The organism is Aeromonas sp. Marseille-Q5825 (assembly GCF_946892685.1).
In the GTDB taxonomy this organism is placed as follows: Bacteria; Pseudomonadota; Gammaproteobacteria; order Enterobacterales; family Aeromonadaceae; genus Aeromonas; species Aeromonas rivipollensis.
The window spans coordinates 50,590-72,613 of record NZ_CAMPOU010000008.1 but is presented as its reverse complement, the minus strand read 5'-3'; the positions used below and the strand labels follow the sequence as shown (position 1 = coordinate 72,613).

General features: G+C 61.8%; 15 protein-coding genes and 4 tRNA genes. 12 read left to right on the top strand and 7 right to left on the bottom strand.

Annotated elements, in window-relative coordinates:
• Positions 1-17: 17 nt before the first annotated feature.
• The 4 genes from OC537_RS20000 to OC537_RS19985 all read right to left on the bottom strand — a co-directional run bounded on the left by OC537_RS20000 (position 18) and on the right by OC537_RS19985 (position 460).
• Positions 18-94 (bottom strand) — tRNA-Pro (locus tag OC537_RS20000).
• Between the two features lie 58 nt (positions 95-152).
• Positions 153-238: transfer RNA gene (locus OC537_RS19995), tRNA-Leu, on the bottom strand.
• Positions 239-258: 20 nt separating this feature from the next.
• Positions 259-334: transfer RNA gene (locus OC537_RS19990), tRNA-His, on the bottom strand.
• A 49-nt stretch (positions 335-383) separates the two neighbouring features.
• A tRNA-Arg gene (locus tag OC537_RS19985) sits at positions 384-460 on the bottom strand.
• A 258-nt stretch (positions 461-718) separates the two neighbouring features.
• Here OC537_RS19985 and OC537_RS19980 point away from each other — a divergent pair.
• The 10 genes from OC537_RS19980 to OC537_RS19935 all read left to right on the top strand — a co-directional run bounded on the left by OC537_RS19980 (position 719) and on the right by OC537_RS19935 (position 17,577).
• Positions 719-1,309 carry a TetR/AcrR family transcriptional regulator gene (locus OC537_RS19980; protein WP_106885358.1) on the top strand — a complete coding sequence of 197 codons (591 nt, stop codon included), beginning with the start codon at positions 719-721 and terminating at the stop codon, positions 1,307-1,309.
• Positions 1,306-2,412 (top strand): efflux RND transporter periplasmic adaptor subunit, encoded by a 1,107-nt coding sequence (locus tag OC537_RS19975; RefSeq protein WP_106885359.1) that lies wholly within the window; start codon positions 1,306-1,308, stop codon positions 2,410-2,412. Before OC537_RS19980 ends, OC537_RS19975 begins: the two co-directional genes overlap by 4 nt.
• Before the next feature lie 15 nt (positions 2,413-2,427).
• Positions 2,428-5,508, top strand: a complete 3,081-nt coding sequence (locus OC537_RS19970; RefSeq protein WP_262113885.1) for a multidrug efflux RND transporter permease subunit — start codon at positions 2,428-2,430, stop codon at positions 5,506-5,508.
• 121 nt (positions 5,509-5,629) lie between these two features.
• On the top strand, positions 5,630-7,588 hold the full coding sequence (locus tag OC537_RS19965; protein WP_111911397.1) for an ATP-binding protein: 1,959 nt from the start codon (positions 5,630-5,632) through the stop codon (positions 7,586-7,588).
• A 76-nt stretch (positions 7,589-7,664) separates the two neighbouring features.
• Positions 7,665-9,014: a glutathione-disulfide reductase gene (gorA, locus tag OC537_RS19960; RefSeq protein ID WP_025325200.1), complete on the top strand. Its 1,350-nt coding sequence runs from the start codon at positions 7,665-7,667 to the stop codon at positions 9,012-9,014.
• 479 nt (positions 9,015-9,493) lie between these two features.
• Entirely contained in the window at positions 9,494-11,173 is a 1,680-nt protein-coding gene (kdpA, locus tag OC537_RS19955) for a potassium-transporting ATPase subunit KdpA (RefSeq protein WP_171275139.1), read from the top strand.
• Positions 11,174-11,240: 67 nt separating this feature from the next.
• On the top strand, positions 11,241-13,304 hold the full coding sequence (kdpB, locus tag OC537_RS19950) for a potassium-transporting ATPase subunit KdpB (protein ID WP_111911385.1): 2,064 nt from the start codon (positions 11,241-11,243) through the stop codon (positions 13,302-13,304).
• 282 nt (positions 13,305-13,586) lie between these two features.
• The gene (locus OC537_RS19945) at positions 13,587-14,102 is read left to right on the top strand and encodes a potassium-transporting ATPase subunit C (protein ID WP_005326326.1); all 516 of its coding nucleotides are present in this window, start codon (positions 13,587-13,589) and stop codon (positions 14,100-14,102) included.
• A gap of 136 nt (positions 14,103-14,238) precedes the next feature.
• The gene (locus OC537_RS19940; RefSeq protein WP_262113880.1) at positions 14,239-16,827 is read left to right on the top strand and encodes a sensor histidine kinase; all 2,589 of its coding nucleotides are present in this window, start codon (positions 14,239-14,241) and stop codon (positions 16,825-16,827) included.
• 66 nt (positions 16,828-16,893) lie between these two features.
• Positions 16,894-17,577 carry a response regulator gene (locus OC537_RS19935; protein ID WP_106885366.1) on the top strand — a complete coding sequence of 228 codons (684 nt, stop codon included), beginning with the start codon at positions 16,894-16,896 and terminating at the stop codon, positions 17,575-17,577.
• Between the two features lie 146 nt (positions 17,578-17,723).
• Here OC537_RS19935 and OC537_RS19930 read toward each other — a convergent pair whose 3' ends face one another.
• Entirely contained in the window at positions 17,724-18,851 is a 1,128-nt protein-coding gene (locus tag OC537_RS19930) for a multidrug effflux MFS transporter (protein WP_262113877.1), read from the bottom strand.
• A 92-nt stretch (positions 18,852-18,943) separates the two neighbouring features.
• On the opposite strand from OC537_RS19930, the gene OC537_RS19925 reads away from it, so the two are divergent.
• Entirely contained in the window at positions 18,944-19,732 is a 789-nt protein-coding gene (locus tag OC537_RS19925) for an AraC family transcriptional regulator (protein ID WP_262113876.1), read from the top strand.
• Here OC537_RS19925 and OC537_RS19920 read toward each other — a convergent pair.
• The gene (locus OC537_RS19920; RefSeq protein WP_106885369.1) at positions 19,698-19,931 is read right to left on the bottom strand and encodes a hypothetical protein; all 234 of its coding nucleotides are present in this window, start codon (positions 19,929-19,931) and stop codon (positions 19,698-19,700) included. The genes OC537_RS19925 and OC537_RS19920 overlap by 35 nt on opposite strands.
• A 282-nt stretch (positions 19,932-20,213) precedes the next feature.
• Between OC537_RS19920 and OC537_RS19915 the strand changes: the two genes are divergently transcribed.
• Positions 20,214-21,467, top strand: a complete 1,254-nt coding sequence (locus tag OC537_RS19915; protein ID WP_262113873.1) for a valine--pyruvate transaminase — start codon at positions 20,214-20,216, stop codon at positions 21,465-21,467.
• 84 nt (positions 21,468-21,551) lie between these two features.
• On the opposite strand, the gene OC537_RS19910 is transcribed toward OC537_RS19915, so the two are convergent.
• Positions 21,552-21,992 (bottom strand): Hsp20 family protein, encoded by a 441-nt coding sequence (locus OC537_RS19910; RefSeq protein ID WP_025325190.1) that lies wholly within the window; start codon positions 21,990-21,992, stop codon positions 21,552-21,554.
• Between the last annotated feature and the right edge of the window lie 32 nt (positions 21,993-22,024).

Below are 22,024 nucleotides of genomic sequence, written 5' to 3'. Positions count from 1 at the left end.
GCGAGGTTTTCAGAATGTGGTCGGTGATAAAGGATTCGAACCTTTGACCCTCTGGTCCCAAACCAGATGCGCTACCGGGCTGCGCTAATCACCGATGGGTATTTCCAAAATACAAAGATGACCATGTGGTCATCCTCGTCATACAGCAAGTATGGTGCGAAGAGAGGGACTCGAACCCTCACACCCGAGGGGCACTAACACCTGAAGCTAGCGCGTCTACCAATTCCGCCACCTTCGCATACCTGACAAGCTGTAAAATGGGGTGGCTGATGGGGCTCGAACCCACGACAACCGGAATCACAATCCGGGACTCTACCAACTGAGCTACAGCCACCACAGCTGTTTTGTTCCACAACAACGCCCGCTTAACTGGCGCACTTTGATGGTGCGCCCGACAGGATTCGAACCTGTGACCTCTGCCTCCGGAGGGCAGCGCTCTATCCAGCTGAGCTACGGGCGCTACGCTGTCGAACGGGGCGCATTATTGATGATGGCGCCCACCTTGTCTACTCTTTTTTTATCCCCACGGTTCAAGTGTTTGTTTTTCAATCTTTTCGTGCACTTTTATACCTCTTCTTCAGCCATTCGGCCAAAAACGTCCTCACTCGGCCCGCTTTTGGATCCTCTTCTGGCAGTAAAGTGGCCGGCATCCCTTGACTTGCTTTCCTCTCCACCTAGAATGAATGAACGTTCATTCACTCGCTGAAGTCTGATCATCATGGATAAGAAAGAACGGATTTTCGAGGCTGCGCACGAAATCCTCGGCGAGCAGGGCTTCTACGGCCTTTCCATCGCCGCGGTTGCCAAGAAAGCCAAGGTAGCGGCAGGCACCATCTATCGCTACTTCAGCGACAAGGATGATCTTGTCCGCCAGCTTTATCAGCACACCATTCTCAAGTGTCATCCCTTGGTCATGGAAGATGTGCAGATAGAAGAGGTGTCATATCGGCAGTATCGACGCCTCTGGCTCAATATCGACGCCCTCTTTGCCAGCCATCCCAATGTACTGAAATGCAAATTGCAGTACGAAAGTTCTCCATTGGGGGCTGAATTGGAACGGGATCCGGTCATAATGGCGACATGGGCCCCACTTGAGCGTTTCTTCGAACAGGGACGCCAGCAAGGCCTGTTCATCGATTTGCCCGTTCTGGTGCTGCAGGCCCTGAGCCTGAGCTGCGTGGTCAACCTGGTACAACAACGCCAGGCTCACGAATTTGAGTTGACGCAAGAACAGTTGGAGACGGTCATCCGGGCCAGCTGGAATGCCATTTTAAACCCTAATTATTCCATCACAGGAGCCTGTTCATGAAAAAGTGGATGGCCATCATGTTGCTGATAGCACTCGCCCTGTTCGGCAGTGTCATCGGCTTCAATATGTTCAAGCAGAAGAAGATTGCAGAGTTCATGGCCAATCGACCCGAGCCCGAGTTCCCGGTGACCGCCATGGTGACCAAGGCGCAAGACTGGGTCCCCACCATAGAGGCGATCGGCTTCATCGAGCCTAACCAGGGGGTCACCCTTTCCAGTGAGCTGGCGGGCACCATAGACAAGATCAGCTTCGAATCCGGGGCTCAGGTCAAGGCGGATCAACTGCTGCTGAGCCTGGACTCCAGCGTGGAGAAGGCCAACCTGAACGCCTCCCAGGCCAGGCTGCCTGCGGCTCGTGCCAAGTTCGAGCGCTACCAGAACCTGTACCAGAAGAACTCCATCTCCCGGGATCAGCTGGATGATGCCGAAGCGGCTTATCGCTCACTGGAAGCGGACATCGACAGCCTGAAGGGCACCATAGCCCGCCGCGAAGTCCGCGCCCCCTTCGGTGGCGTCGTGGGTCTGCGCAACGTCTTCCTCGGTCAGTACCTGGAACCCGGTACCGAGATAGTGCGACTGGAAGACACCAGCGTGATGCGCCTGCGCTTCACCGTGCCCCAGACCGACATCTCCAAGATTTCCCTCGGTCAGACCGTCAAGATCAACGTGGATGCCTATCCCCAGACCCAGTTTGACGGCCAGATCACCGCCATCGAACCTGCCGTCAACTACCAGAGCGGCCTGATCCAGGTGCAAGCCAACATCCCGAACAACGACGGTCAGCTGCGCTCCGGCATGTTTGCCCGCGCCAGCATCATATTGCCCACGGTGAAAGACCAGATTGTGATCCCGCAGTCTGCCATCTCCTTCACCCTCTATGGCGAGAACGTCTACGTCATTCACGAGGCAGACGGCGTGAAACGCGCCAAGCAGGTGGTGGTGAAGGCGGGTGAGCGTCGCGGCAATGATGTCCATGTGTTGTCCGGCATCAAGGCTGGCGATCAAATCGTGCTGTCGGGTCAGGTTCGCCTGAGCAACGATACCAAGGTGCACGTGGTCGAAAACGATGCCCTTGCCGTTCCGGCACAAACCCCGATGCTGTAAGCGCGGAGATCTGCGATGCGATTTACTGACATATTCATAAAACGGCCGGTGCTGGCGATCTCGCTCAGCTTCCTGATAGCCCTGCTGGGCTTCCAGGCCATCTTCAAGATGCAGGTGCGGGAATATCCCGAGGTGATCAACACCGTCATCACGGTCAACACCAGCTACTATGGCGCCAGCTCGGATCTGATCCAGGGCTTCATCACCCAGCCTCTGGAGCAGGCGGTCGCGCAAGCCGACAACATCGACTTCATGACCTCCTCCAGCCAGCTGGGCAGCTCCACGGTCACGGCCTACATGAAGCTGAACACCGACCCCAACGCCGCGCTGTCCGACATCCTGGCCAAGGTCAACTCGGTGCGCTCCCAGTTGCCCAAAGAGGCGGAAGACCCTTCGGTCACCTCCTCCACGGGTTCCACCACTGCGGTGCTCTACATGGGCTTCACCAGCCCCGAGCTGAACTCCAGCCAGATCACCGACTACCTGGAGCGGGTCATCAAGCCCCAGCTGTTCACCGTGGGCGGGGTATCCAAGGTTGACCTCTACGGCGGGGTCGAGTTTGCCCTGCGGGTGTGGCTGGATCCGGCCAAGATGGCCGCCTTCGACCTGACCGCCAGCGACGTGATGACGGTGCTCAACAGCAACAACTATCAGTCCGCCACCGGTCAGGCCACCGGCTATTTCACCCTGTTCAACGGCAATGCCGAGACCCAGGTCAGCAATACCGATGAGCTCAAGCGTCTGGTGGTAGCGACCCGGGATGGCAAGGTGATCCGCCTCTCCGACATCGCCAAGGTGTCGCTGGAGAAGAGTCACGACATCTATCGCGCCAGCGCCAACGGCCGTGAAGCCGTGGTCTTGGCCATCAATGCCGCGCCGACCGCCAACCCCATCAACATCGCCCACGATGTGCTGGAGCTGCTGCCGAGCCTGAAGAGCAACATGCCGAGCACCATGCAGGTCAACATCCTGTATGACTCCACCATCGCCATCAACGAGTCCATCCACGAGGTCATCAAGACCATACTGGAGGCGGCCGCCATAGTACTGGTGGTGATCACCCTGTTCCTCGGCTCCTTCCGGGCCGTCATCATCCCGATCATCACAATACCGCTGAGTCTCATCGGCGTGGTGATGATGATGGACATGTTCGGTTTCTCCATCAACCTGATGACACTGCTGGCCATGGTGCTCGCCATCGGTCTGGTGGTGGATGACGCCATAGTGGTGCTGGAGAACGTCGATCGTCACATCAAGGAGGGGGAAGAACCCTTCAGGGCCGCCATCATAGGCACCCGGGAGATCGCCGTGCCGGTCATCGCCATGACGGTGACCCTGGCTGCGGTGTACGCGCCTATCGCCCTGATGGGGGGCATCACAGGCTCCCTGTTCAAGGAGTTCGCGCTGACCCTGGCGGGGGCCGTGTTCGTCTCCGGCATCATAGCCCTGACCCTGTCGCCCATGATGTGCTCCAAGATGCTCAGGGCCAACGAGACCCCGAGCAAGTTCGAAAGCACTGTGCATCACCTGCTGGATCGGATGACGGCCCGCTACGACAGCATGCTGCATGCTGTCATGCAGCACCGCATCGTGGTCATACTGTTCGCCGTCATAGTGTTCGGCAGCCTGCCACTGCTGTTCAAGTTCATCCCGAGCGAGCTGGCCCCGTCCGAGGATAAGGGCGTCATGGCCGTGCTGGGGACGGCACCGTCCAATGCCAACCTGGACTACATCGAAAACACCATGGCGGACGTGAACAAGGTGCTGGATGACCAGCCCGAGATCGCCTACTCCCAGGTCTTCTCCGGGGTGTTCAACGCCAACCAGGCCTTCGGCATCGCCTCCATGGTGCCCTGGAGCCAGCGTGAGGCGAGCCAGAAAGAGGTGCTGGATCGGGTGGCCGGTCTGGTGAAGGACATCCCCGGGATGGCCATCACCACCTTCCAGTTCCCCGAGCTGCCAGGTGCCTCAAGCGGTCTGCCTATCCAATTCGTCATCACCACCCCGAACAGCTTCGAAAGCCTGTTCCTGATCGCGGGTGAGATGCTGGCGGCGACCCAGGCCAACGGCCAGTTCGTCTATTCGGATCTCGATCTGAACTACGACTCGGCCACCATGAAGATCAGCATCGACAAGGACAAGGCCGGTGCCTACGGCATCACCATGCAGGACATAGGTACCACCATGGGCACCATGATGGCGGACGGCTACGTCAACCGGATCGATCTGGATGGCCGCTCCTACGAGGTGATCCCCCAGGTGGAGCGCAAATACCGTCTCAACCCCGAGTCCATCAAGGGTTACTACGTGCGCGCCGCCGATGGCAAGTCGATCCCGCTGGGCAGCTTGATCAAGATTGAAGTGGTTGGCGAGCCCCGCGCCCTGCCCCACTTCAACCAGCTGAATTCCGCCACCATAGGCGCCGTACCGGCACCCGGCGTGGCCATGGGGGATGCGATCAACTGGTTCAAGACCACCGCCGAAGAGAAGCTGCCGCAAGGCTATCGCTACGACTTCATGGGGGAAGCCCGCCAGTTCGTGACCGAGGGCAATGCACTCTACGCCACCTTCGCCCTGGCCCTGGCCATCATCTTCCTGGTGCTGGCCATCCAGTTCGAGTCGGTGCGTGACCCCCTGGTGATCATGGTGTCGGTCCCCCTTGCCATCAGCGGGGCCCTGATTGCCCTGGCATGGGGCCTGGCCACCATGAACATCTACTCCCAGGTGGGCCTCATCACCCTGGTCGGTCTGATTACCAAGCACGGTATTCTGATCTGCGAGGTGGCGAAGGAGGAGCAACTGCTGCACGGCATGAACCGGATGCAGGCCGTGATGCAGGCTGCCAAGGTGCGTCTGCGCCCCATCCTGATGACCACGGCGGCCATGATAGCCGGCCTGATCCCGCTGCTCTATGCGGCGGGTGCGGGTGCGGCCCAGCGCTTCAGCATCGGCATCGTCATAGTGGCGGGTCTGGCCATAGGCACCCTGTTCACCCTGTTCGTGCTGCCGGTGATCTACACCTTCCTGGCCTCGGAGCACAAACCGCTGCCGGAATTCGACGAGTCCATTCCGGCCAAGGCGAAAGGAAACCATTGATCCTCAGCCAACAGCAACAAGGCCCCGAAAGGGGCCTTATTTTTATCCATTTGATGGCACACGACATGAGTCCATGAAGCAGTTAAACTAGGCCGTTCGCAATCCAGACCGCAAGGATGCCATGTCAGGAATCTTCTCCAGGGCCATAGGCCTTAACGGACTCTCTTATCGTCTGCTTTCCTACATTCTGATCTGCAGCACAGTGCTGGCGCTGGTCATCACTGTGTTGCAGCTCGCCTGGGATTACAACAAGGACGTCACCGTCATAGAGGCGAGCATCGACCAGATCGAGGCCTCCTTCCTGCAACCCATCTCCGCCAGCCTGTGGAACCTGGATGAAGAGCAGGTCAAGGTGCAGATCGAAGGCATCATGAACCTGCCCAATATGCAGTTCGTCATGGTCAAGGAGATGCTGGGCAACTCGGAAGTGCCGCTGCTGACCCAGGGGGTGGAACAGGCGCAATACGACATCTCCCGCGAATTCAGCCTCACCTATCAGGGAGAGGTGGTCGGCAAGCTGTTCGTTGCCGCCACCCTGGATCAGGTCTACCAGCGCCTCATCGAAAAATCGGTGCTGATCCTAGTCAGCCAGACCATCAAGACCCTGGTCGTCTCGCTCTGCATCCTGGTCATCATCTATTACCTGGTGATCCGTCATATCAACCGCATCGTCAGCTACGCCCAGAAACTGAGTCTGGATCGGCTGGCGGTGGAGCTGACCCTGGAGGGGCGTCCCCTGCCCCGCAAACACCCGGACGAGTTCGATGCACTGGCCGCCACCCTCAACCAGATGCGCACCCGATTGAACGACGAGTTCAACGCCCGCCATCAGGCGGCGGATCAGCTCCAGCAGGAGCGGGATTTCTCCGCCACCCTGATCAACTCAGCCAACATGGTCATCTGCTGCATGGAGCCGGATCTCAACATCGCCAGCATCAACCCGGCCGCCATACTGCTCACCGGCTACCACCACGAGGAGCTGCTGCAGCACAACTGGCTGGATCTGTTTGTCAGCGAGGAGCAGCGGGCCGAGCTGGCAGCCACCCTGGCGGATCAGGGCTCCCTCGAGGACAGGGAGATCACCATGCATGACCAGCAGGGCAGCGAACTCGTCCTGCAGTGGACCTTCGCCCCCTTCTACGAGGGGCCGAATCTCAAGTATCTGATTGGCTTCGGTTATGACATCACCCCCCTCAAGAAGGTGGAGCGGGAAATCATACTGTTCAACGAACAGCTGGAAGGCAAGGTGGCGGAGCGTACCCGCAGCCTGAGCGATGCCAACGACCAGCTGGGCAAGGCCTATGACGATCTGAAACAGGCCCAGCAGACCCTGGTGGAGTCGGAGAAGATGGCCTCCCTGGGTTCCCTGGTGGCCGGCGTGGCCCACGAGATCAACACCCCCATCGGCATCAGCGTCACGGCCTCCTCCTATCTGCAGGAGCGGGTGGCCGACTTCAAGCAGCACCTCGAGGCCAAGCAGCTGTCGCGCTCCTATCTCAACGAGTTCACCCAGAACCTCGACGAGTCGATGCAACTGCTGCAGGGCAACCTGAGGCGGGCCTCCGAGCTCATCGCCAGCTTCAAGCAGGTGGCGGTGGATCAGTCGTCCGAGGCGCGCTACAACTTCAGCCTCGCCGACAACCTGCATCAGGTGGTGGTCTCCCTCGGCTACAAGCTGAAGAAGGCCCAGTGCGAGGTCGACATCCAGTGCGATCCCAAGCTGGCCATCTACTCCTTCCCCGGCAGCTTCACCCAGATCTATTCCAATCTGATCCTCAACTCCATCCATCACGGTTTCGACGGCTGGGACAGGCCCAAGAAGATCACCATCAGGGTGGAGCAGCAGGGTGACGAACTCGTCATCGATTACAGTGACAACGGTCGCGGCATCCCCCCCGAGATACTGCCGCGCATCTTCGATCCCTTCGTCACCTCCAAGCGGGGCCAGGGTGGCAGCGGGCTCGGCACCCACATCATCTACAACCTGGTGGTGCAACTGCTCCGTGGCCGCATCCATTGCGCCAGCGAACCGGGCCAGGGTGCCCAGTTCCATATCCGTCTGCCGATCCGGCAGAACTGAGCTCCGGCTCTTGTGAGCCGGCCACTTTGTCCCCATCATGCTGTGATTGCATTCTTAACGAGCGGAGAACCTCGCAATGGCACAGCATTTTGACTATATCGCCATCGGCGGCGGCAGCGGCGGCATCGCCTCGGCCAACCGGGCTGCCATGTACGGCAAAAAAGTCGCCCTGATTGAAGCCAAAGAGCTGGGGGGTACCTGCGTCAACGTCGGCTGCGTGCCGAAGAAGGCCATGTGGTATGCCGGCCAGATCGCCGATGCCCTGAGATACGGGGCCGACTACGGCTTCGACACCACCCTCAATCACTTCAGCTGGGCCAAGCTGGTCGAGTCCCGTCAGGCCTATATTGGCCGCATCCACAAGTCCTACGAGAACGTGCTGGGCAAGAACCAGATCACCGTCATCAAGGGCTTCGCCCGTTTCGTCAGCAGCAACACTATCGAGGTTGATGGCGAGCAGTACAGCGCCGATCACATACTGATCGCCACCGGCGGCCGCCCCGAAGTCCCGACCATACCGGGCGCCGAACTCGGCATCGACTCCGACGGCTTCTTCGATCTGCAAGCCCAACCAAGACGGGTCGCCGTGGTCGGCGCCGGCTATATCGCGGTCGAGATCGCCGGCGTGATGCAGGCCCTCGGCTCAGAGACCCACCTGGTGGTGCGCAAGCACGCGCCGCTGCGCAACTTCGACCCCATGATCCACGAGACCCTGGTGGAGATCATGGCGCAGGAAGGGCCCAAGCTGCACACCCACGCCGTGCCCAAGGCCGTGGTCAAGAACGCCGACGACAGCCTGACACTGCAACTGGAAGATGGCCGTCACCTCACGGTGGACTGCCTGATCTGGGCCATAGGCCGCGTGCCCGCCACCGACAACCTCAACCTGGCCGCCACAGGCATCACCCTGGACGAGCAGGGCTTCATCCCGACCGACAAGTTCCAGAATACCGCCGTCGCCAACCTCTATGCGGTGGGTGACAACACCGGGCGCATCCAGCTCACCCCAGTGGCCGTCGCGGCCGGTCGTCGCCTCTCGGAGCGGCTGTTCAACAACAAGCCCAACGAGCACCTCAACTACGATCTGGTGCCGACCGTGGTGTTCAGCCACCCGCCCATAGGCACCATAGGACTGACCGAGCCGGAAGCCATCGCCGAGTATGGCGAGAGCCAGGTCAAGGTCTATCGCAGCCAGTTCACCGCCATGTATTCGGCCCTGACCCAGCACCGCCAACCCACCCGGATGAAGCTGGTCTGCGTTGGCCCCGAGGAGAAGGTGGTCGGCCTGCACGGCATCGGCTTTGCGATGGACGAGATACTGCAAGGCTTCGGCGTCGCCATGAAGATGGGGGCCACCAAGGCGGACTTCGACAACTGCGTCGCCATTCACCCCACCAGTGCAGAAGAATTCGTTACCATGCGATAAGTGCATCTGAAGCTGGCCTGTCATTATCAGGCCAACTTCAACAACTGCGTTCGGAACACCGGGGTCAAGCCGACAACCGCGTTCTCCCTCCCACCCCACCAGCGCGGAAGAGTTTGTGACCATGCGATAAGTGCATCTGAAGCTGGTTGGTCAGCTTCGGCAACAGCATAACCCTCGCTCTCCAAACCCGGCCCAGGCCGGGTTTTTTGATCTCCTCCCCGCTCAATTCCCTCTGAAAGCGGCCTTCTTTACGCCGATTTTACGCTCCCCAGATGCCCCTTTATGGCGCCTTTACGCCCGTTTTACATACCCTTTCAGCGTCAATGACACCAACGGAGTCGATATGGATTTGCATCGACTCTCGACGCTAATTATCTCAACGGAGTCGTTATGAATTGGCTATATCTGCTGCTGGTCCTCGCCCTGATGGGTTACCTGATGCGCGCACTCACGCGTAGTCACGAGTGAGGAACTAGAACATGTGGCAAGAAATAATCTATCCGGTGGCCTTCGTGCTGCTGGTGCTGCTGCCGGCCCCCCTGCTCGGCAGCTATATGTATCGCGTGTTCGAGGGCAAGAGTCGCTGGCTCGCGCCGGTCGAGCGCGCCACCCTGGCCTGCTGTGGCACGGATGGACGGGAGCAGGACTGGAAGTCCTACGCCCTCAGCCTGCTGGCCTTCAACGGTGCCGGTTTCGGTCTGCTGTTCCTGATCCTGATGGCCCAGGGCCTGCTGCCCCTCAACCCGCAACAACTGCCGGGCCTGAGCTGGCAACTCGCCTTCAACACCGCCGTCAGCTTCATGACCAACACCAACTGGCAAGCCTATTCCGGTGAGGCCAGCCTCTCCTACTTCAGCCAGATGGTGGGGCTCACCACCCAGAACTTCGTCTCCGCCGCCACAGGTGCCACAGTCGCCGTCGCGCTGTTCCGCGGTCTCTCCCGCCAGCAGACCATACACCTTGGCAACTTCTGGCAGGATCTGGTGCGCTTCTGCCTCTACGTGCTGCTGCCCATGGCGTTGATCATGGCGCTGCTGCTGGTCTGGCAAGGGGTTCCCCAGAGTCTGTCGGCCTATCTGCCGTTCCATGCCCTGGAAGGCCAGGAGCAGCTGTTGCCGCTCGGCCCTGCCGCCTCGCAGATCGCCATCAAGCAGCTCGGCTCCAACGGTGGCGGCTTCTTCGGCGTCAACTCGGCCCACCCGTTCGAGAACCCGACCGCCCTCTCCAACTGGCTGGAGATGGTCACCCTGCTGACCATTCCCGCCGCCCTGGTCTGTACCCTGGGCCGTTACGTGAAGGATTCCGGCCACGGCCGCGCCATCCTCTCTGCCATGACACTGCTGTTCGTGCTGGGGCTCGGCCTCTCCGTCTATCAGGAGTTGCAACCGGATCCGGCGCTCGCCCAGCTCACCACCCAGGCAGGCAACTGGGAAGGCAAGGAGAGCCGCTTCGGCCCCGTGCTCTCCAGCATCTGGGAAGTGGCGACCACCTCAGCCTCCAACGGCTCTGTCAACGCCATGCACGACAGCTTCACCCCGCTGGGTGGCATGGTCGGCATGATCAACATGCTGCTCGGTGAAGTCATCTTCGGCGGCGTGGGTGCCGGTATCTACGGCATGATGCTGTTCGTGCTGCTGACCGTGTTCCTGTGCGGCCTGATGGTCGGGCGCACGCCGACCTATCTCGGCAAGCGCCTCGGGATCACCGAGATGAAATGGGTGGTCGCCAGCATGCTGGTGATGCCGGTCGGGGTTCTGGTGATCGGCGGGGTAACGCTGCTGATGCCGGATGCCGCCACCATCATGGGTCACGACGGTCCGCACGGCCTGTCACGCCTCATCTATGCCTACGCCTCGGCCGCTGGCAACAACGGCTCGGCCTTCGGGGGCTTCGCCGCCGCGGACAACTGGCAGTGCATCGCCATAGGTCTGGCCATGCTGCTCGGTCGCTTCGGCTACATCATTCCGGTGCTGGCCATCGCCGGTCAGCTCTCGCGCGCCTCGCAACAGGATGCCGGCGAGGGTGACTTCCCCATCCGCGGCCCGCTGTTCATCACCTTGTTGATCATCACTGTGCTGCTGATAGGCGGTCTCTCCTTCCTGCCGGTACTGGCGCTGGGCCCCGTCGCCGAGCACCTCCTGATACTGGGAGCACTCTGATGACCCTGTCCATGTCAGTCACCTTACCGATGCCAATGGTCGAACATCTGATGCTGGGAGCATTCAAATGAGCAAGTCCATCTCCATCCCTGCCCGCACCGAAAAGGTGAAGGGCAAGGGCAAGAAACAGACCTCACAAGTCGTGCAGGCCATGATCGAAGCCTTCTATCGCTTCAACCCCAGGGCGCTGTTTGGCAGCCCCATACTGTTCACCCTCTGGCTGGCCGCCGTGATGGCGACCGTGGAGTCCCTGCTGGGTCAACCCCTGTCGGGAGTCACCCCCAGCCTGGCCTGGCAGCTGACGGCCTGGTTGTGGCTGACCCTGTGGTTTGCCAACTTCGCCGAAACCCTGGCAGAAGGCCGCGGCAAGGCGCGGGCCGACAGCCTGAAGGCGGGCATGAGCCAGCTTCAGGCACGCAAGGTGCGGGATCCGAAAGATGGCCAGGGCGAGTGGATCCCGGCCACCAGCCTGCAAAAAGGGGATCTGGTGCTGGTGCGCAGCGGCGAGATGATACCGGCCGACGGTGAAGTCATTGCCGGTATCGCCTCCGTCAACGAGGCCGCCATCACGGGGGAATCCGCCCCCGTCATCCGCGAGTCCGGCACCGACCGCAGCGGCGTGACCGGCAACACCACTGTGGTCTCCGACGAGATCTGGGTCCGCGTGACCAACAATCCCGGGGAGAGCACGCTCGACAGGATGATAGCGCTGGTCGAGGGGGCCAAGCGCCAGAAGACGCCCAACGAGATGGCGCTCGATGCCCTGCTGGTGGGTCTGACCCTGATCTTCCTGCTGGTGGTCGCCACCCTGCCCTGGTTCCTCGACTACAACGGCACCCAGGTACCGCGCCTCTACCTGCTTGCCCTCTTCATCACCCTGATCCCGACCACCATAGGGGGCCTGCTCTCCGCCATCGGCATCGCCGGCATGGACCGGCTGGTGAAGCTGAACGTGATCGCCAAGTCGGGTCGTGCAGTGGAGGCCGCCGGTGACGTGCGCACCCTGCTGCTCGACAAGACAGGCACCATCACCTTCGGCAACCGCATGGCTGACGAACTGATCCCGGCCCCCGGGGTCGATCCCTCCCTGCTGGCCCAGGCCGCCATGCTGGCCTCCCTCGGCGACAACACGCCCGAGGGCAAGTCCATCCTGACCCTGGCCGGCAAGAGCATGGCCAAGCCGAGCCAGCTCGAGAGCGACAAGGTGATCCCCTTCAGCGCCGAGACCCGCCTGAGCGGTCTGGATCGCAACGGTCATCAATATCGCAAGGGGGCCGTGGACGCTGTGCTCAACTACCTCTCCCTCGATCGCAAGGGAGTGCCCGAGCTCATTCTGAAGGCGGTCGACAACATAGCCCGCCAGGGCGGCACCCCGCTGCTGGTCTGTACCCACGAGCAGTTGCTGGGGGTGGTGTACCTCAAGGACATCATCAAGCCAGGCATCAAGGCCCGCTTCCAGATCCTGCGCCACATGGGGATCCGCACAGTGATGATCACCGGGGACAACCCGCTGACCGCCGCCGCCATCGCCGCCGAGGCCGGGGTGGATGACTTCATCGCCGAGGCGACCCCGGAGAAGAAGCTGGCCTATATCCGCCAGGAGCAGGCCGATGGCCGCATGGTCGCCATGTGCGGTGACGGTGCCAACGACGCACCGGCCCTGGCCCAGGCGGACGTGGGTCTGGCCATGAACGAAGGCACCCAGGCCGCCAAGGAGGCGGGCAACCTGGTGGATCTGGACTCCAACCCCACCAAGCTGCTGGATGTGGTGCTGGTGGGCAAGCAGTTGCTGGTCACCCGGGGTGCCCTGACCACCTTCTCCATCGCCAACGACGTGGCCAAGTATTTCGCCATACTGCCGGCCCTCTTCATCGCCGCCTACCCGCAGCTGGGGGCGCTGAACCTGATGCAACTCGGCAGTCCAGAGAGCGCCATACTGTCGGCCATCATCTTCAACGCCCTGATCATAGTGGCGCTGGTGCCGCTGGCACTGCGGGGGGTCAACGTGAAGGGCTCAGCCGCCAGCCTGCTGCGCCGCAACCTGCTGATCTATGGTCTCGGTGGCCTGATAGTGCCTTTCATCGGCATCAAGCTGATCGATCTGGTCATCACAGGCCTGGGGCTGGTGTAAGGAGCAGAGATGCCACCAGCCTGATCCATGACGTCCATGGCCTGCTGGTGCCCCGATTAATCGGCATCAACCCGAGCGACCCGGTCATCACCGGCCTCGGTCTGGTGTAAGGAACAGGGATGCCACCAGCCGGACCCATGACACCCATGGCCTGCTGGTGCCCCGATGAATCAGCATCAAGCCGAGCGACCCGGTCATCACCGGCCTCGGTCTGGTGCAACTGACTGGCTGGGATGCGGGCCAACCCGCATCCCCCTCAATACCCTTTGGAGCAAGAGAATCATGATAGCAATCAGAACCCTGCTGACCCTGACCCTGCTGCTGGGTGTCGGCTACCCCCTGGCCGTCACCGGGCTGGCCCAGCTGTTTTTCCCCTGGCAGGCCAACGGCAGCCAGCTGACCGATGCCAAGCAGCAACTGGTCGGCAGCGCCCTGCTGGCGCAGAAGTTCGAACGGGCGGAGTACTTCCACTCCCGCCCCTCCGCCAGCGACTTCACCACCATAGGCAGTGGCGCCAGCAACCTGGGGGTGAGTTCCCCCCTGCGCAGCGAATTTGCCAAGGCCCAGGGTAATTACCAGTCCCCCGCCATGCTGACCCGCTCAGGTTCGGGCCTGGATCCCCACCTGCCCCTGGATGCCGTGCTGGCTCAGGTAGATCGCGTCGCCAAGCAACGCGGGCTGGATCCCGCTTCCCTGACGGAGCAGGTCAAGTCGTCCACACAAGCTGGTATCCTTGGCCCCCAGGTGGTCAACATCCTCCAGTTGAATCTGTTGCTCGATCAGCACAAGGACGCATGATGGCGCGCCAGGCTGACCCGAGTTGGAGGGCGACCCAGATTTTCGAACCGAGCCGGTGGTTGCTCCATAAGGATGATGATGCGTAATGAAGTAAAAACGGTTGCCCTGCTGGCAAGCCTGGAGCAGGAGCACGGGAATGCGTGATGAGGTTCGGGCCGACGCCTTGCTGGCCAGCCTGGAAGAGGAACACAAGGGCAAGCTGAAGGTCTTCCTCGGCGCCGCCCCCGGCGTAGGCAAGACCTACGCCATGTTGCAGGCGGTACGGGAACAGGCCAAGGAAGGGGTCGACATTCTCATCGGCGTGGTCGAGACCCATGGGCGCCAGGAAACCCTGGCGCTGCTCGACAAGCTCGCCATCCAGCCACGCAAGCTCCATCACCACCGCCAGCAACGGCTGGAGGAGATGGACCTGGATGGCTTGCTCGAACGCAAGCCCGCCATCGTAGTGGTGGATGAGCTGGCCCACACCAATGCCCCCGGCAGCCGCCACGAGAAACGCTGGCAGGATGTGGAGGAACTGCTCGGCGCCGGCATAGACGTCTACTCCACCCTCAACGTGCAGCACCTGGAGAGCCTCAACGATCTGGTGTGGCAACTGACCGGGGTCAGGGTCAAGGAGACCCTGCCCGATCAGGTGCTGCTGGAGGCGGACAGCATAGTCCTCATAGACCTGCCCCCCAAGGAGCTGCTCGGCCGGCTCAAGGAGGGCAAGGTCTATGTGCCCCATCAGGCCAAGGCCGCCCTGCAATCCTTCTTCTCCCTCAACAACCTGACCGCCCTGCGGGAGCTGGCGATGCAGACTGCCGCCAGCCACGTGGAGGGGGATCTGCAACTGCAGTGGCAGGCGGCGGGCAAGACCACGCTGCCGCTGCGGGGCAAGCTGATGGTCTGCCTCGGGGATCAGCACGGCTCGGCCCTGGTGCGCTACGGCCACCGCTTCGCCCAGCGCCGCCAGCTGCCCTGGCTGGTGGTGCACATCGACAGCAAGGGGCAGCGATCCCCTGAGCTGGAGCAGGCGCTGGCGCTGGCCTCTCACCTCGGCGCCAAGGTGCTGACCCTGTCCAGCCCGGCGGTCGCCGATGCCCTGCTGGAGACGGCCGAACAGCAGCAGGTCTCGCAACTGTTGCTCGGCAAGCCCCACAACCCGCCCTGGCGCCGCTCCCTGGTGCAGCACCTGCTGAAACAGGCACAGGGATTCGAGATCACGCTGGTGGATACGGAGAAGAGCAAGCCAGGACTGAGGCTGCAACCACTCCACCCCAAAGACATTCGCCAGAGCCTGCTGGCCATCGCCATCATGGCGGTGACCTCAGCCAGCGCCTGGGGGCTCTCCCACTGGCTGCCGCCCGCCTCCCTGCCGCTGCTGTTCGTGCTGGGGGTTCTCGCCACTGCCCTCACCACCAGCCTGGTGCCCGCCATCCTGGCCGCCGTGCTGGGGTTCGTCGCGCACAATCTGCTGTTCACCGCCCCCTACTTCTCCCTGAGCGTGGCCAGCCACAGCGACCTGCTCACCCTGTTCGTGCTGCTCATCGTCGGCATGACGGCAGGGCGGCTCGCCTCCCGCCAGCGCCAGCAGTTGGTGGGCTTGCGCGAGACCCAGCAGCTTGGCAACGCCCTGCTGTCCCTGAGCCAGGGGCTGGCCACCGCCAGCAGCCCGGTGGAGGTACTCAGGCAGGGTACCCAAGCCATCTCACTGGCCTTGGGGCAGCCCGTGTTCGCCCTGGATGAGGAGTACCAGTACAGAGCCGGAGACGAGGTGCGGGGACCGGGCCAGACCGACAAGGCCGCCATCGACTGGTGCCTGGCCCAGAAGCAGAGCGCCGGGGCCCACACCGCTACCCTCAATGCCGCCGAGGCCCAATACCACCACCTCACCGACGAACTGGTGCTGGGGATTCGGCTGGCCAGCCCGCTCGCCTCCTCCGCCGAACACCAGTTGCAGGCCCTGCTCACCGACATCCGCGCCGCCCTGGCCCGGATCGATCTCAACGAGCGGCTGGCCGACAGCCAGCTGCAGGCGGAGACGGATCGGATGCGCGCCGCCCTGCTCTCGTCTGTCTCTCACGACCTGAAAACCCCGCTCGCCACCATCATGGGGGCCGGCAGCACACTGCAGGAGTACGGTGACAGGATCAGTGCCGAGGATCGCAGCGAGCTGCTCCACTCGGTGCAGGAGGAGGCGCGCCGCCTGCACAGCTATGTGCAGAACCTGCTGGACATGACCCGCATCGGCTCCCCGGACTTCCAGCTGAAGCGGGAGTGGGTCGATCTGGCCGATCTGGTGGATAGTGCCCGCAAGCGGCTGGACTCCTCCTGGCGCCAGCACAAGCTGCTGATCCACTTCGATCAGCAGATCCCCCAGCTCTATGTGCACGGCGCCCTGATCGAGCAGGTGCTGGTCAACATCCTCGACAATGCCTCCCGCTACTCGCCGGCCGGCACCCCCATAGAGTTCAAGGTGATGCTGGCGGACCCTGACCTCATCATCGACATCATCGACATAGGGGTCGGCATCGCCGAGTCGGATCGGGACAAGATCTTCAATCTGTTCTATACCCAGCCGGTAGGTGATTGCGGCAGTCGCGGCACCGGACTTGGCCTCGCCATTTCCCGCGCTATGATAGAAGCCCACGGTGGTCGCATCTGGGCGTTTGCCGGCCCCAACGGCAACGGCACCTGCATGCGTATCTCACTGCCGCTCTCCCTCAACTCACCCGAGGTATGATGCGCACATTCCGGGTTCCTGGGGTCAGCCGTCCCCAGCCCCCCAACACTCGCCTCTGGAGGCTAGATGGCCCATATCCTGGTCATAGATGATGAAGCGGCCATTCGCCGCTTTCTGCGGATCAGCCTGGTCGCCGAGGGGCACCAGGTGAGCGAGGCGGTGGGCGTCAACGAAGGGCTGGCGCAGTACCGCCACCTCAACCCCGATCTGGTGATCCTGGATCTCGGCCTGCCGGACGGGGACGGCATCCAGATCTTGCAGGCCATCCGCGAACACCACCCCAACCCTGTGCTGGTGCTGTCGGCTCGGGATTCGGAGCAGGAGAAGGTGCGGCTGCTGGATGCCGGGGCCAACGACTACATGAGCAAGCCGTTCGGCATAGGGGAGATGATGGCCCGCATCCGGGTGCTGCTGCGCCAGCGTGCCGGGGTCAGCAGCGGCGAATGCCGTCACTTCCCCCAGTGCGGCCTGAGCCTGGATACCGGCAGCCACAAGGTCACCATGGGGGATGAGGAGATCCCCCTCTCCCGCAAGGAGTTCGCCCTGCTGCAGGCCCTGGTGTGCCACCCCGGCAAGCTGGTACTGCAGACCCAGCTGCTCAACGACATCTGGGGGCCCAGCCACAAGGAGGATACCCACTACCTGCGCATCGTCATCGCCAGCCTGCGCAAGAAGCTGGGAGATAACCCCCAGCAGCCCAGCCTGATAGAAACCGAATCCGGCATCGGCTACCGCTTCATCGGCAGTTGAAACAGTCACAAGCAGCCCATCCCGATCGAAACACCGTACCCGATATCGGCTACCGCTTCATTGGCAGTTGAAGCAGCAACAAGCAGCCCACCCAGTTCGAAACACCGTACCCGACATCGGCTACCGCTTCATCGGTAGCCGATGTTTCACGTGGAACGGCGCCCGCTGCAGAGCAGCGCCAGCAGACCGCAGCCGGCGAGCAGCAGCCCCAGATCCTGCAAGCTGGCTGCCACCGCCAATCCCAGGCTGAGCAGCAGGTAATAGGCCAGCCCGAACAGGGCACCGGCGCTGCCCGCCACCGCCCTGTAGGCCTGCAAGGCCTCACTCAACACATTGGGGATAGCCACCCCATAGGCCACCACTATTCCCATCATGGGCAGCAGGAACCAGAGCGAGGACTGACTCGTCCAGACCAGCAGCCCGCAAACCAGCGCCAGTGCACAGGCCAGCCTGATCAGGGATGACGGCAACCACCCCCTCCCCAGCAGCTGCTTGTTGAGCAGGCTGCCGAGCAGGGTCGCCAGCGCCAGCAAGACCCCGGAGTAACCAAAGTCGCTCACCCTCAATCCCAGCCCGTCAAACAGGAAGGGAGCCAGGCTGTAGTAGCCAAACAGCATGCAGTTGAACAGGGCGACCAGGGCTGCGCTGCGCCAGAGCCCGCCATCCCTGGCCATCTTGCCTGCCAGCGGCCAGAGTGCGACTCGCTGTGTGCTGGCCGGACGGGTTTCCGGCAGCCACCGACCGGCCACCAGCAGCAACACTGCCGCCAGCACCAGCAAGCCGCTGAAGACCCCGAGATAGCCAAACTGCTCGGCAAGCAGGCCGCCGCTCACCAGCCCCAGCACGGGGCTGAGGGAAAGCGCTATGCCCATCACCGAGAAGACCCGCACCAGCTCGCCCCCCTGATAGCTGTCGCGCAGCATGGTCTGGGTCACCACTGATCCCACGGCGGCGCCGAAGGCCGAGACGACCCTGGCCAGCAGCAGGGTCTCGAACTCACTGGCCAGCAGCGCCAGCAGGGTGCCGACCCCGTAGGTGAACAAGCCCGCCAGCATGGCGGGACGCCGCCCGACGAGATCGCAGAGCCGACCCCAGCAGACCACGCCCACCGCAAACGCCAGAAAATAGACCGACAGGGTCTGGGATGCCTGCCCCTCGCTCACCCCAAACTGGCTGGCAATCTGGGTCAATACCGGGCTGTAGATGGTCTCAACCATCTGGGGAAACATCATCAATCCCACCACCAGCCAGCGCGGTGGCAACTTGTTGTGCATGACAAACCTCCTTCACAAGAGGTCGTCATTCTAGAGAGAGGGGGAATGTCCCATTACAATAAGCAGGACTATATACATCAAAAATCGGACACATGGCCTTTATTCTTCCCGATCACCCTTTCGACCCGGACAGCCACGCTGGCAGCGTGATCGGCATCGCCTCCGCGCTGGGCTGGCATGACTCCGGCCTGCACAGGCACCAGCGCCACCAGCTGCTGTTCGCCCAATCCGGCTGCATGACCATGGAGCTGGTGGACAGGGTTTGCCTGCTCCCGCCGACGCGAGCGGCCTGGCTGCCGGCGGGCACGCCCCACAGGATCTTGATGCGCGGTGTGGTGGCCTATCGCTCCCTCTACTTCACCCCGCACCGCGAGTTGCCGACCACAATGGCGGTGCTGGCGGTCAATCCGCTGCTGCAGGCACTGATCGAACGGATGGCGCTCTGGCCATGGGACCAGCCACAAGAGGAGCAGCAGCGGACGCTGGCGCTCTTTATGGAGGAGTTGGAGCAGGCACCCCGGGAGTCCTGGCAGTTGCCGTTGCCGTCAGATCCGCGACTGGCGGCCTGGCTGAAGAAGATAAAGCGGGGCGACACCCTGCCCCCTCGGCTCAACCGGCTGGCCGAGGAGGTGGGTGCCAGTGACAAGACCATAGGTCGCATCTTCATGAGGGAGACCGGCATGAACTATCAGGCCTGGCGCCAGCAGTGGCGACTGCTGCGAGCCATGGAGTTGCTGGCAGAAAGCGAACCCATCAGCCGGATTGCCGCTTCCCTGGAGTTCTCCAGCGACAGCGCCTTCATCAGCTTCTTCAAACAGCACTCGGGGCAGACGCCCCTGCGTCACCTCAACTCTCGGGGTGAGTCGCCACGGCGGGGCTGACCTCCACCACCAGGGTATCCAGTGCCAATGGCTGGAGGTTGTGGATGGCATCCAGTACCACGGCATGGGATGCCTGCTGCTGCTGGGTACGCATTTCCTGCGCCAGCTTGGCGCTATCCAGCTCGGGCCTGGGGTTGTCGTTGGCCATGACGTTCAGGCTCAGGCTGCTCAGTATCAGGGTCGCGATCAGGGTCTTCATCTGGCTTGCTCCGGTATGGTTGAGATGACCAGAGAGTTATTCCAATAGTCGTGCCAACTATATAAACAATTGATTTTGTTTAAATAAAATGAAATCTGACGCCATTTGAGGCTTTGTTGCCCATCTTGCTGGTTATTTTGAAACCCATAAGTGGTAATTTTTACCACATCCAATTTCCGGGGCCCGTTCCACGTGGAACGTCCCATGATTTTGATCGACACCCGCTTTTAAACTGAGCTATGGTGCTAGCTCCCCCGTAACTGACTCTGGATCTGTCACCGAATGGAATTCTCCTTGTTCGGCGAGAAGTTCACTCGCCACGCCGGTATTACCCAACTCATGGATGACCTCAATCAGGGGCTGCTCAATCCGGACGCCATCATGCTCGGAGGCGGCAATCCGGCCCCCATCCCCGCCATGCTGGAACGCTTTCAGACCGAGGCCAAGCAGCTGCTCGACAATGGCGAGCTGATCAAGGCCATGGCCAACTACGATGGCCCGCAAGGCAAGGACAGGTTCACCAAGGCGCTGGCCGCCCTGCTCAAGAGAGAGCTGGGCTGGGACATCTCGGCCCGCAACATAGCCCTGACCAACGGCAGCCAGAATGCCTTCTTCTACCTGTTCAACCTGCTGGCCGGCGAGTTCGCCGATGGCCGCAAGAAGAAGGTGCTCTTCCCCCTGGCCCCCGAATATATCGGCTATGCGGACTCGGCCCTGGCGGATGATCACTTCGTCGCCTACAAGCCCACCATAGAGAAGCTGTCCGACGGCCAGTTCAAATACCATGTGGATTTCGAGAGTCTGGAGGTAGGCGACGACATCGGAGTGATCTGCGTCTCTCGCCCCACCAACCCCACAGGCAACGTGCTGACCGATGAAGAGATAGAGCACCTGGATCAGATCGCCCGCGACAAGGGGATCCCGCTGCTGCTCGACAACGCCTATGGTGTGCCCTTCCCCGGCATCATCTTCAGCGAGGCCAAGCCGTTCTGGAATGCCAACACCATACTCTGCATGAGCCTCTCCAAGCTGGGCCTGCCGGGCACCCGCTGCGGCATCGTTATCGCCGACGAGAAGATCATCCAGGCCATCACCAACCTGAGCGGCATCATCAACCTGGCGCCGGGCAGCCTGGGGCCCGCCATCACCATCCCCATGATAGAGAGCGGCGAGATCATCGCCCTGAGCGAACAGGTGGTGAAACCCTTCTACAAGCAGAAGGCCGACCTCGCAGTGCAACTGCTGCGAGAAGCGATCCCTGATCCGCGCTTCCACATCCACAAGCCGGAAGGTGCCCTCTTCCTCTGGCTCTGGTTCGAAGGCCTGCCGATCCACTGCCAGGAGCTCTACGAGCGGCTGAAGGCGAAGAACCTGCTGATAGTGCCGGGTCACTACTTCTTCCCCGGTATCGACGACCCACAGTGGCGCCACAGCCAGGAGTGCATCCGCCTCAACTACTCCCAGAGCGAGGAGCTGGTGCGGCGCGGCATCGCCATACTGGCGGACGAGATCAACGCCATTTACCGCGGCAGCTGACTTGCCTGCAAATAAAAAGAAAGGCCTGCGATCGCAGGCCTTTCTCGTCTCTGGCGTCAGGCACCCCGGCCTGACATTCCCGGCTTAGCTCGGCAGCGCCAGTTGATCGGGTTTGCCGATGGGGATGGCGCGGGGTTTGAGTGCCTCCGGCAATTCGCGGGCGAGATCTATGGTCAGCAGACCATGCTCCAGTCTGGCCCCCTGTACCTCTACGTGCTGGCTCAGCTTGAAGGCGAGCTCGAAGTCACGCTCGGCAATTCCCTGGTGGAGGAACTGACGCTCACCGGCCGCTGCGGCCTTGCGCCCCTTCACCTTGAGGGTGCCGTTTTCGGTCTCCAGCTCCAGCTCTTCACGCTCGAAGCCAGCCACGGCGACCGTGATGCGGTAGCCGTCATGCTCCCGCTTCTCGATGTTGTAAGGGGGATAAGCCGCCGCCTTCTGGTCGAACAGGCCTTCCAGCTCGCGGGCCATCCGCTCGAAGCCGACGGCATTGGAAGAGAGGTGAGAAAAATCGAGGTTACGCATAATCCTATCCTTCTAATAAGCAACAGGTTTGA

Bases quoted from the DNA above. Each gene is read 5' to 3' on its own strand.
- OC537_RS19980 (WP_106885358.1), top strand. From the start codon at position 719: ATGGATAAGAAAGAACGGATTTTCGAGGCTGCGCACGAAATCCTCGGC.
- OC537_RS19975 (WP_106885359.1), top strand. From the start codon at position 1,306: ATGAAAAAGTGGATGGCCATCATGTTGCTGATAGCACTCGCCCTGTTC.
- OC537_RS19970 (WP_262113885.1), top strand. From the start codon at position 2,428: ATGCGATTTACTGACATATTCATAAAACGGCCGGTGCTGGCGATCTCG.
- OC537_RS19965 (WP_111911397.1), top strand. From the start codon at position 5,630: ATGTCAGGAATCTTCTCCAGGGCCATAGGCCTTAACGGACTCTCTTAT.
- gorA (WP_025325200.1), top strand. From the start codon at position 7,665: ATGGCACAGCATTTTGACTATATCGCCATCGGCGGCGGCAGCGGCGGC.
- kdpA (WP_171275139.1), top strand. From the start codon at position 9,494: ATGTGGCAAGAAATAATCTATCCGGTGGCCTTCGTGCTGCTGGTGCTG.
- kdpB (WP_111911385.1), top strand. From the start codon at position 11,241: ATGAGCAAGTCCATCTCCATCCCTGCCCGCACCGAAAAGGTGAAGGGC.
- OC537_RS19945 (WP_005326326.1), top strand. From the start codon at position 13,587: ATGATAGCAATCAGAACCCTGCTGACCCTGACCCTGCTGCTGGGTGTC.
- OC537_RS19940 (WP_262113880.1), top strand. From the start codon at position 14,239: ATGCGTGATGAGGTTCGGGCCGACGCCTTGCTGGCCAGCCTGGAAGAG.
- OC537_RS19935 (WP_106885366.1), top strand. From the start codon at position 16,894: ATGGCCCATATCCTGGTCATAGATGATGAAGCGGCCATTCGCCGCTTT.
- OC537_RS19930 (WP_262113877.1), bottom strand. From the start codon at position 18,851: ATGCACAACAAGTTGCCACCGCGCTGGCTGGTGGTGGGATTGATGATG.
- OC537_RS19925 (WP_262113876.1), top strand. From the start codon at position 18,944: ATGGCCTTTATTCTTCCCGATCACCCTTTCGACCCGGACAGCCACGCT.
- OC537_RS19920 (WP_106885369.1), bottom strand. From the start codon at position 19,931: ATGAAGACCCTGATCGCGACCCTGATACTGAGCAGCCTGAGCCTGAAC.
- OC537_RS19915 (WP_262113873.1), top strand. From the start codon at position 20,214: ATGGAATTCTCCTTGTTCGGCGAGAAGTTCACTCGCCACGCCGGTATT.
- OC537_RS19910 (WP_025325190.1), bottom strand. From the start codon at position 21,992: ATGCGTAACCTCGATTTTTCTCACCTCTCTTCCAATGCCGTCGGCTTC.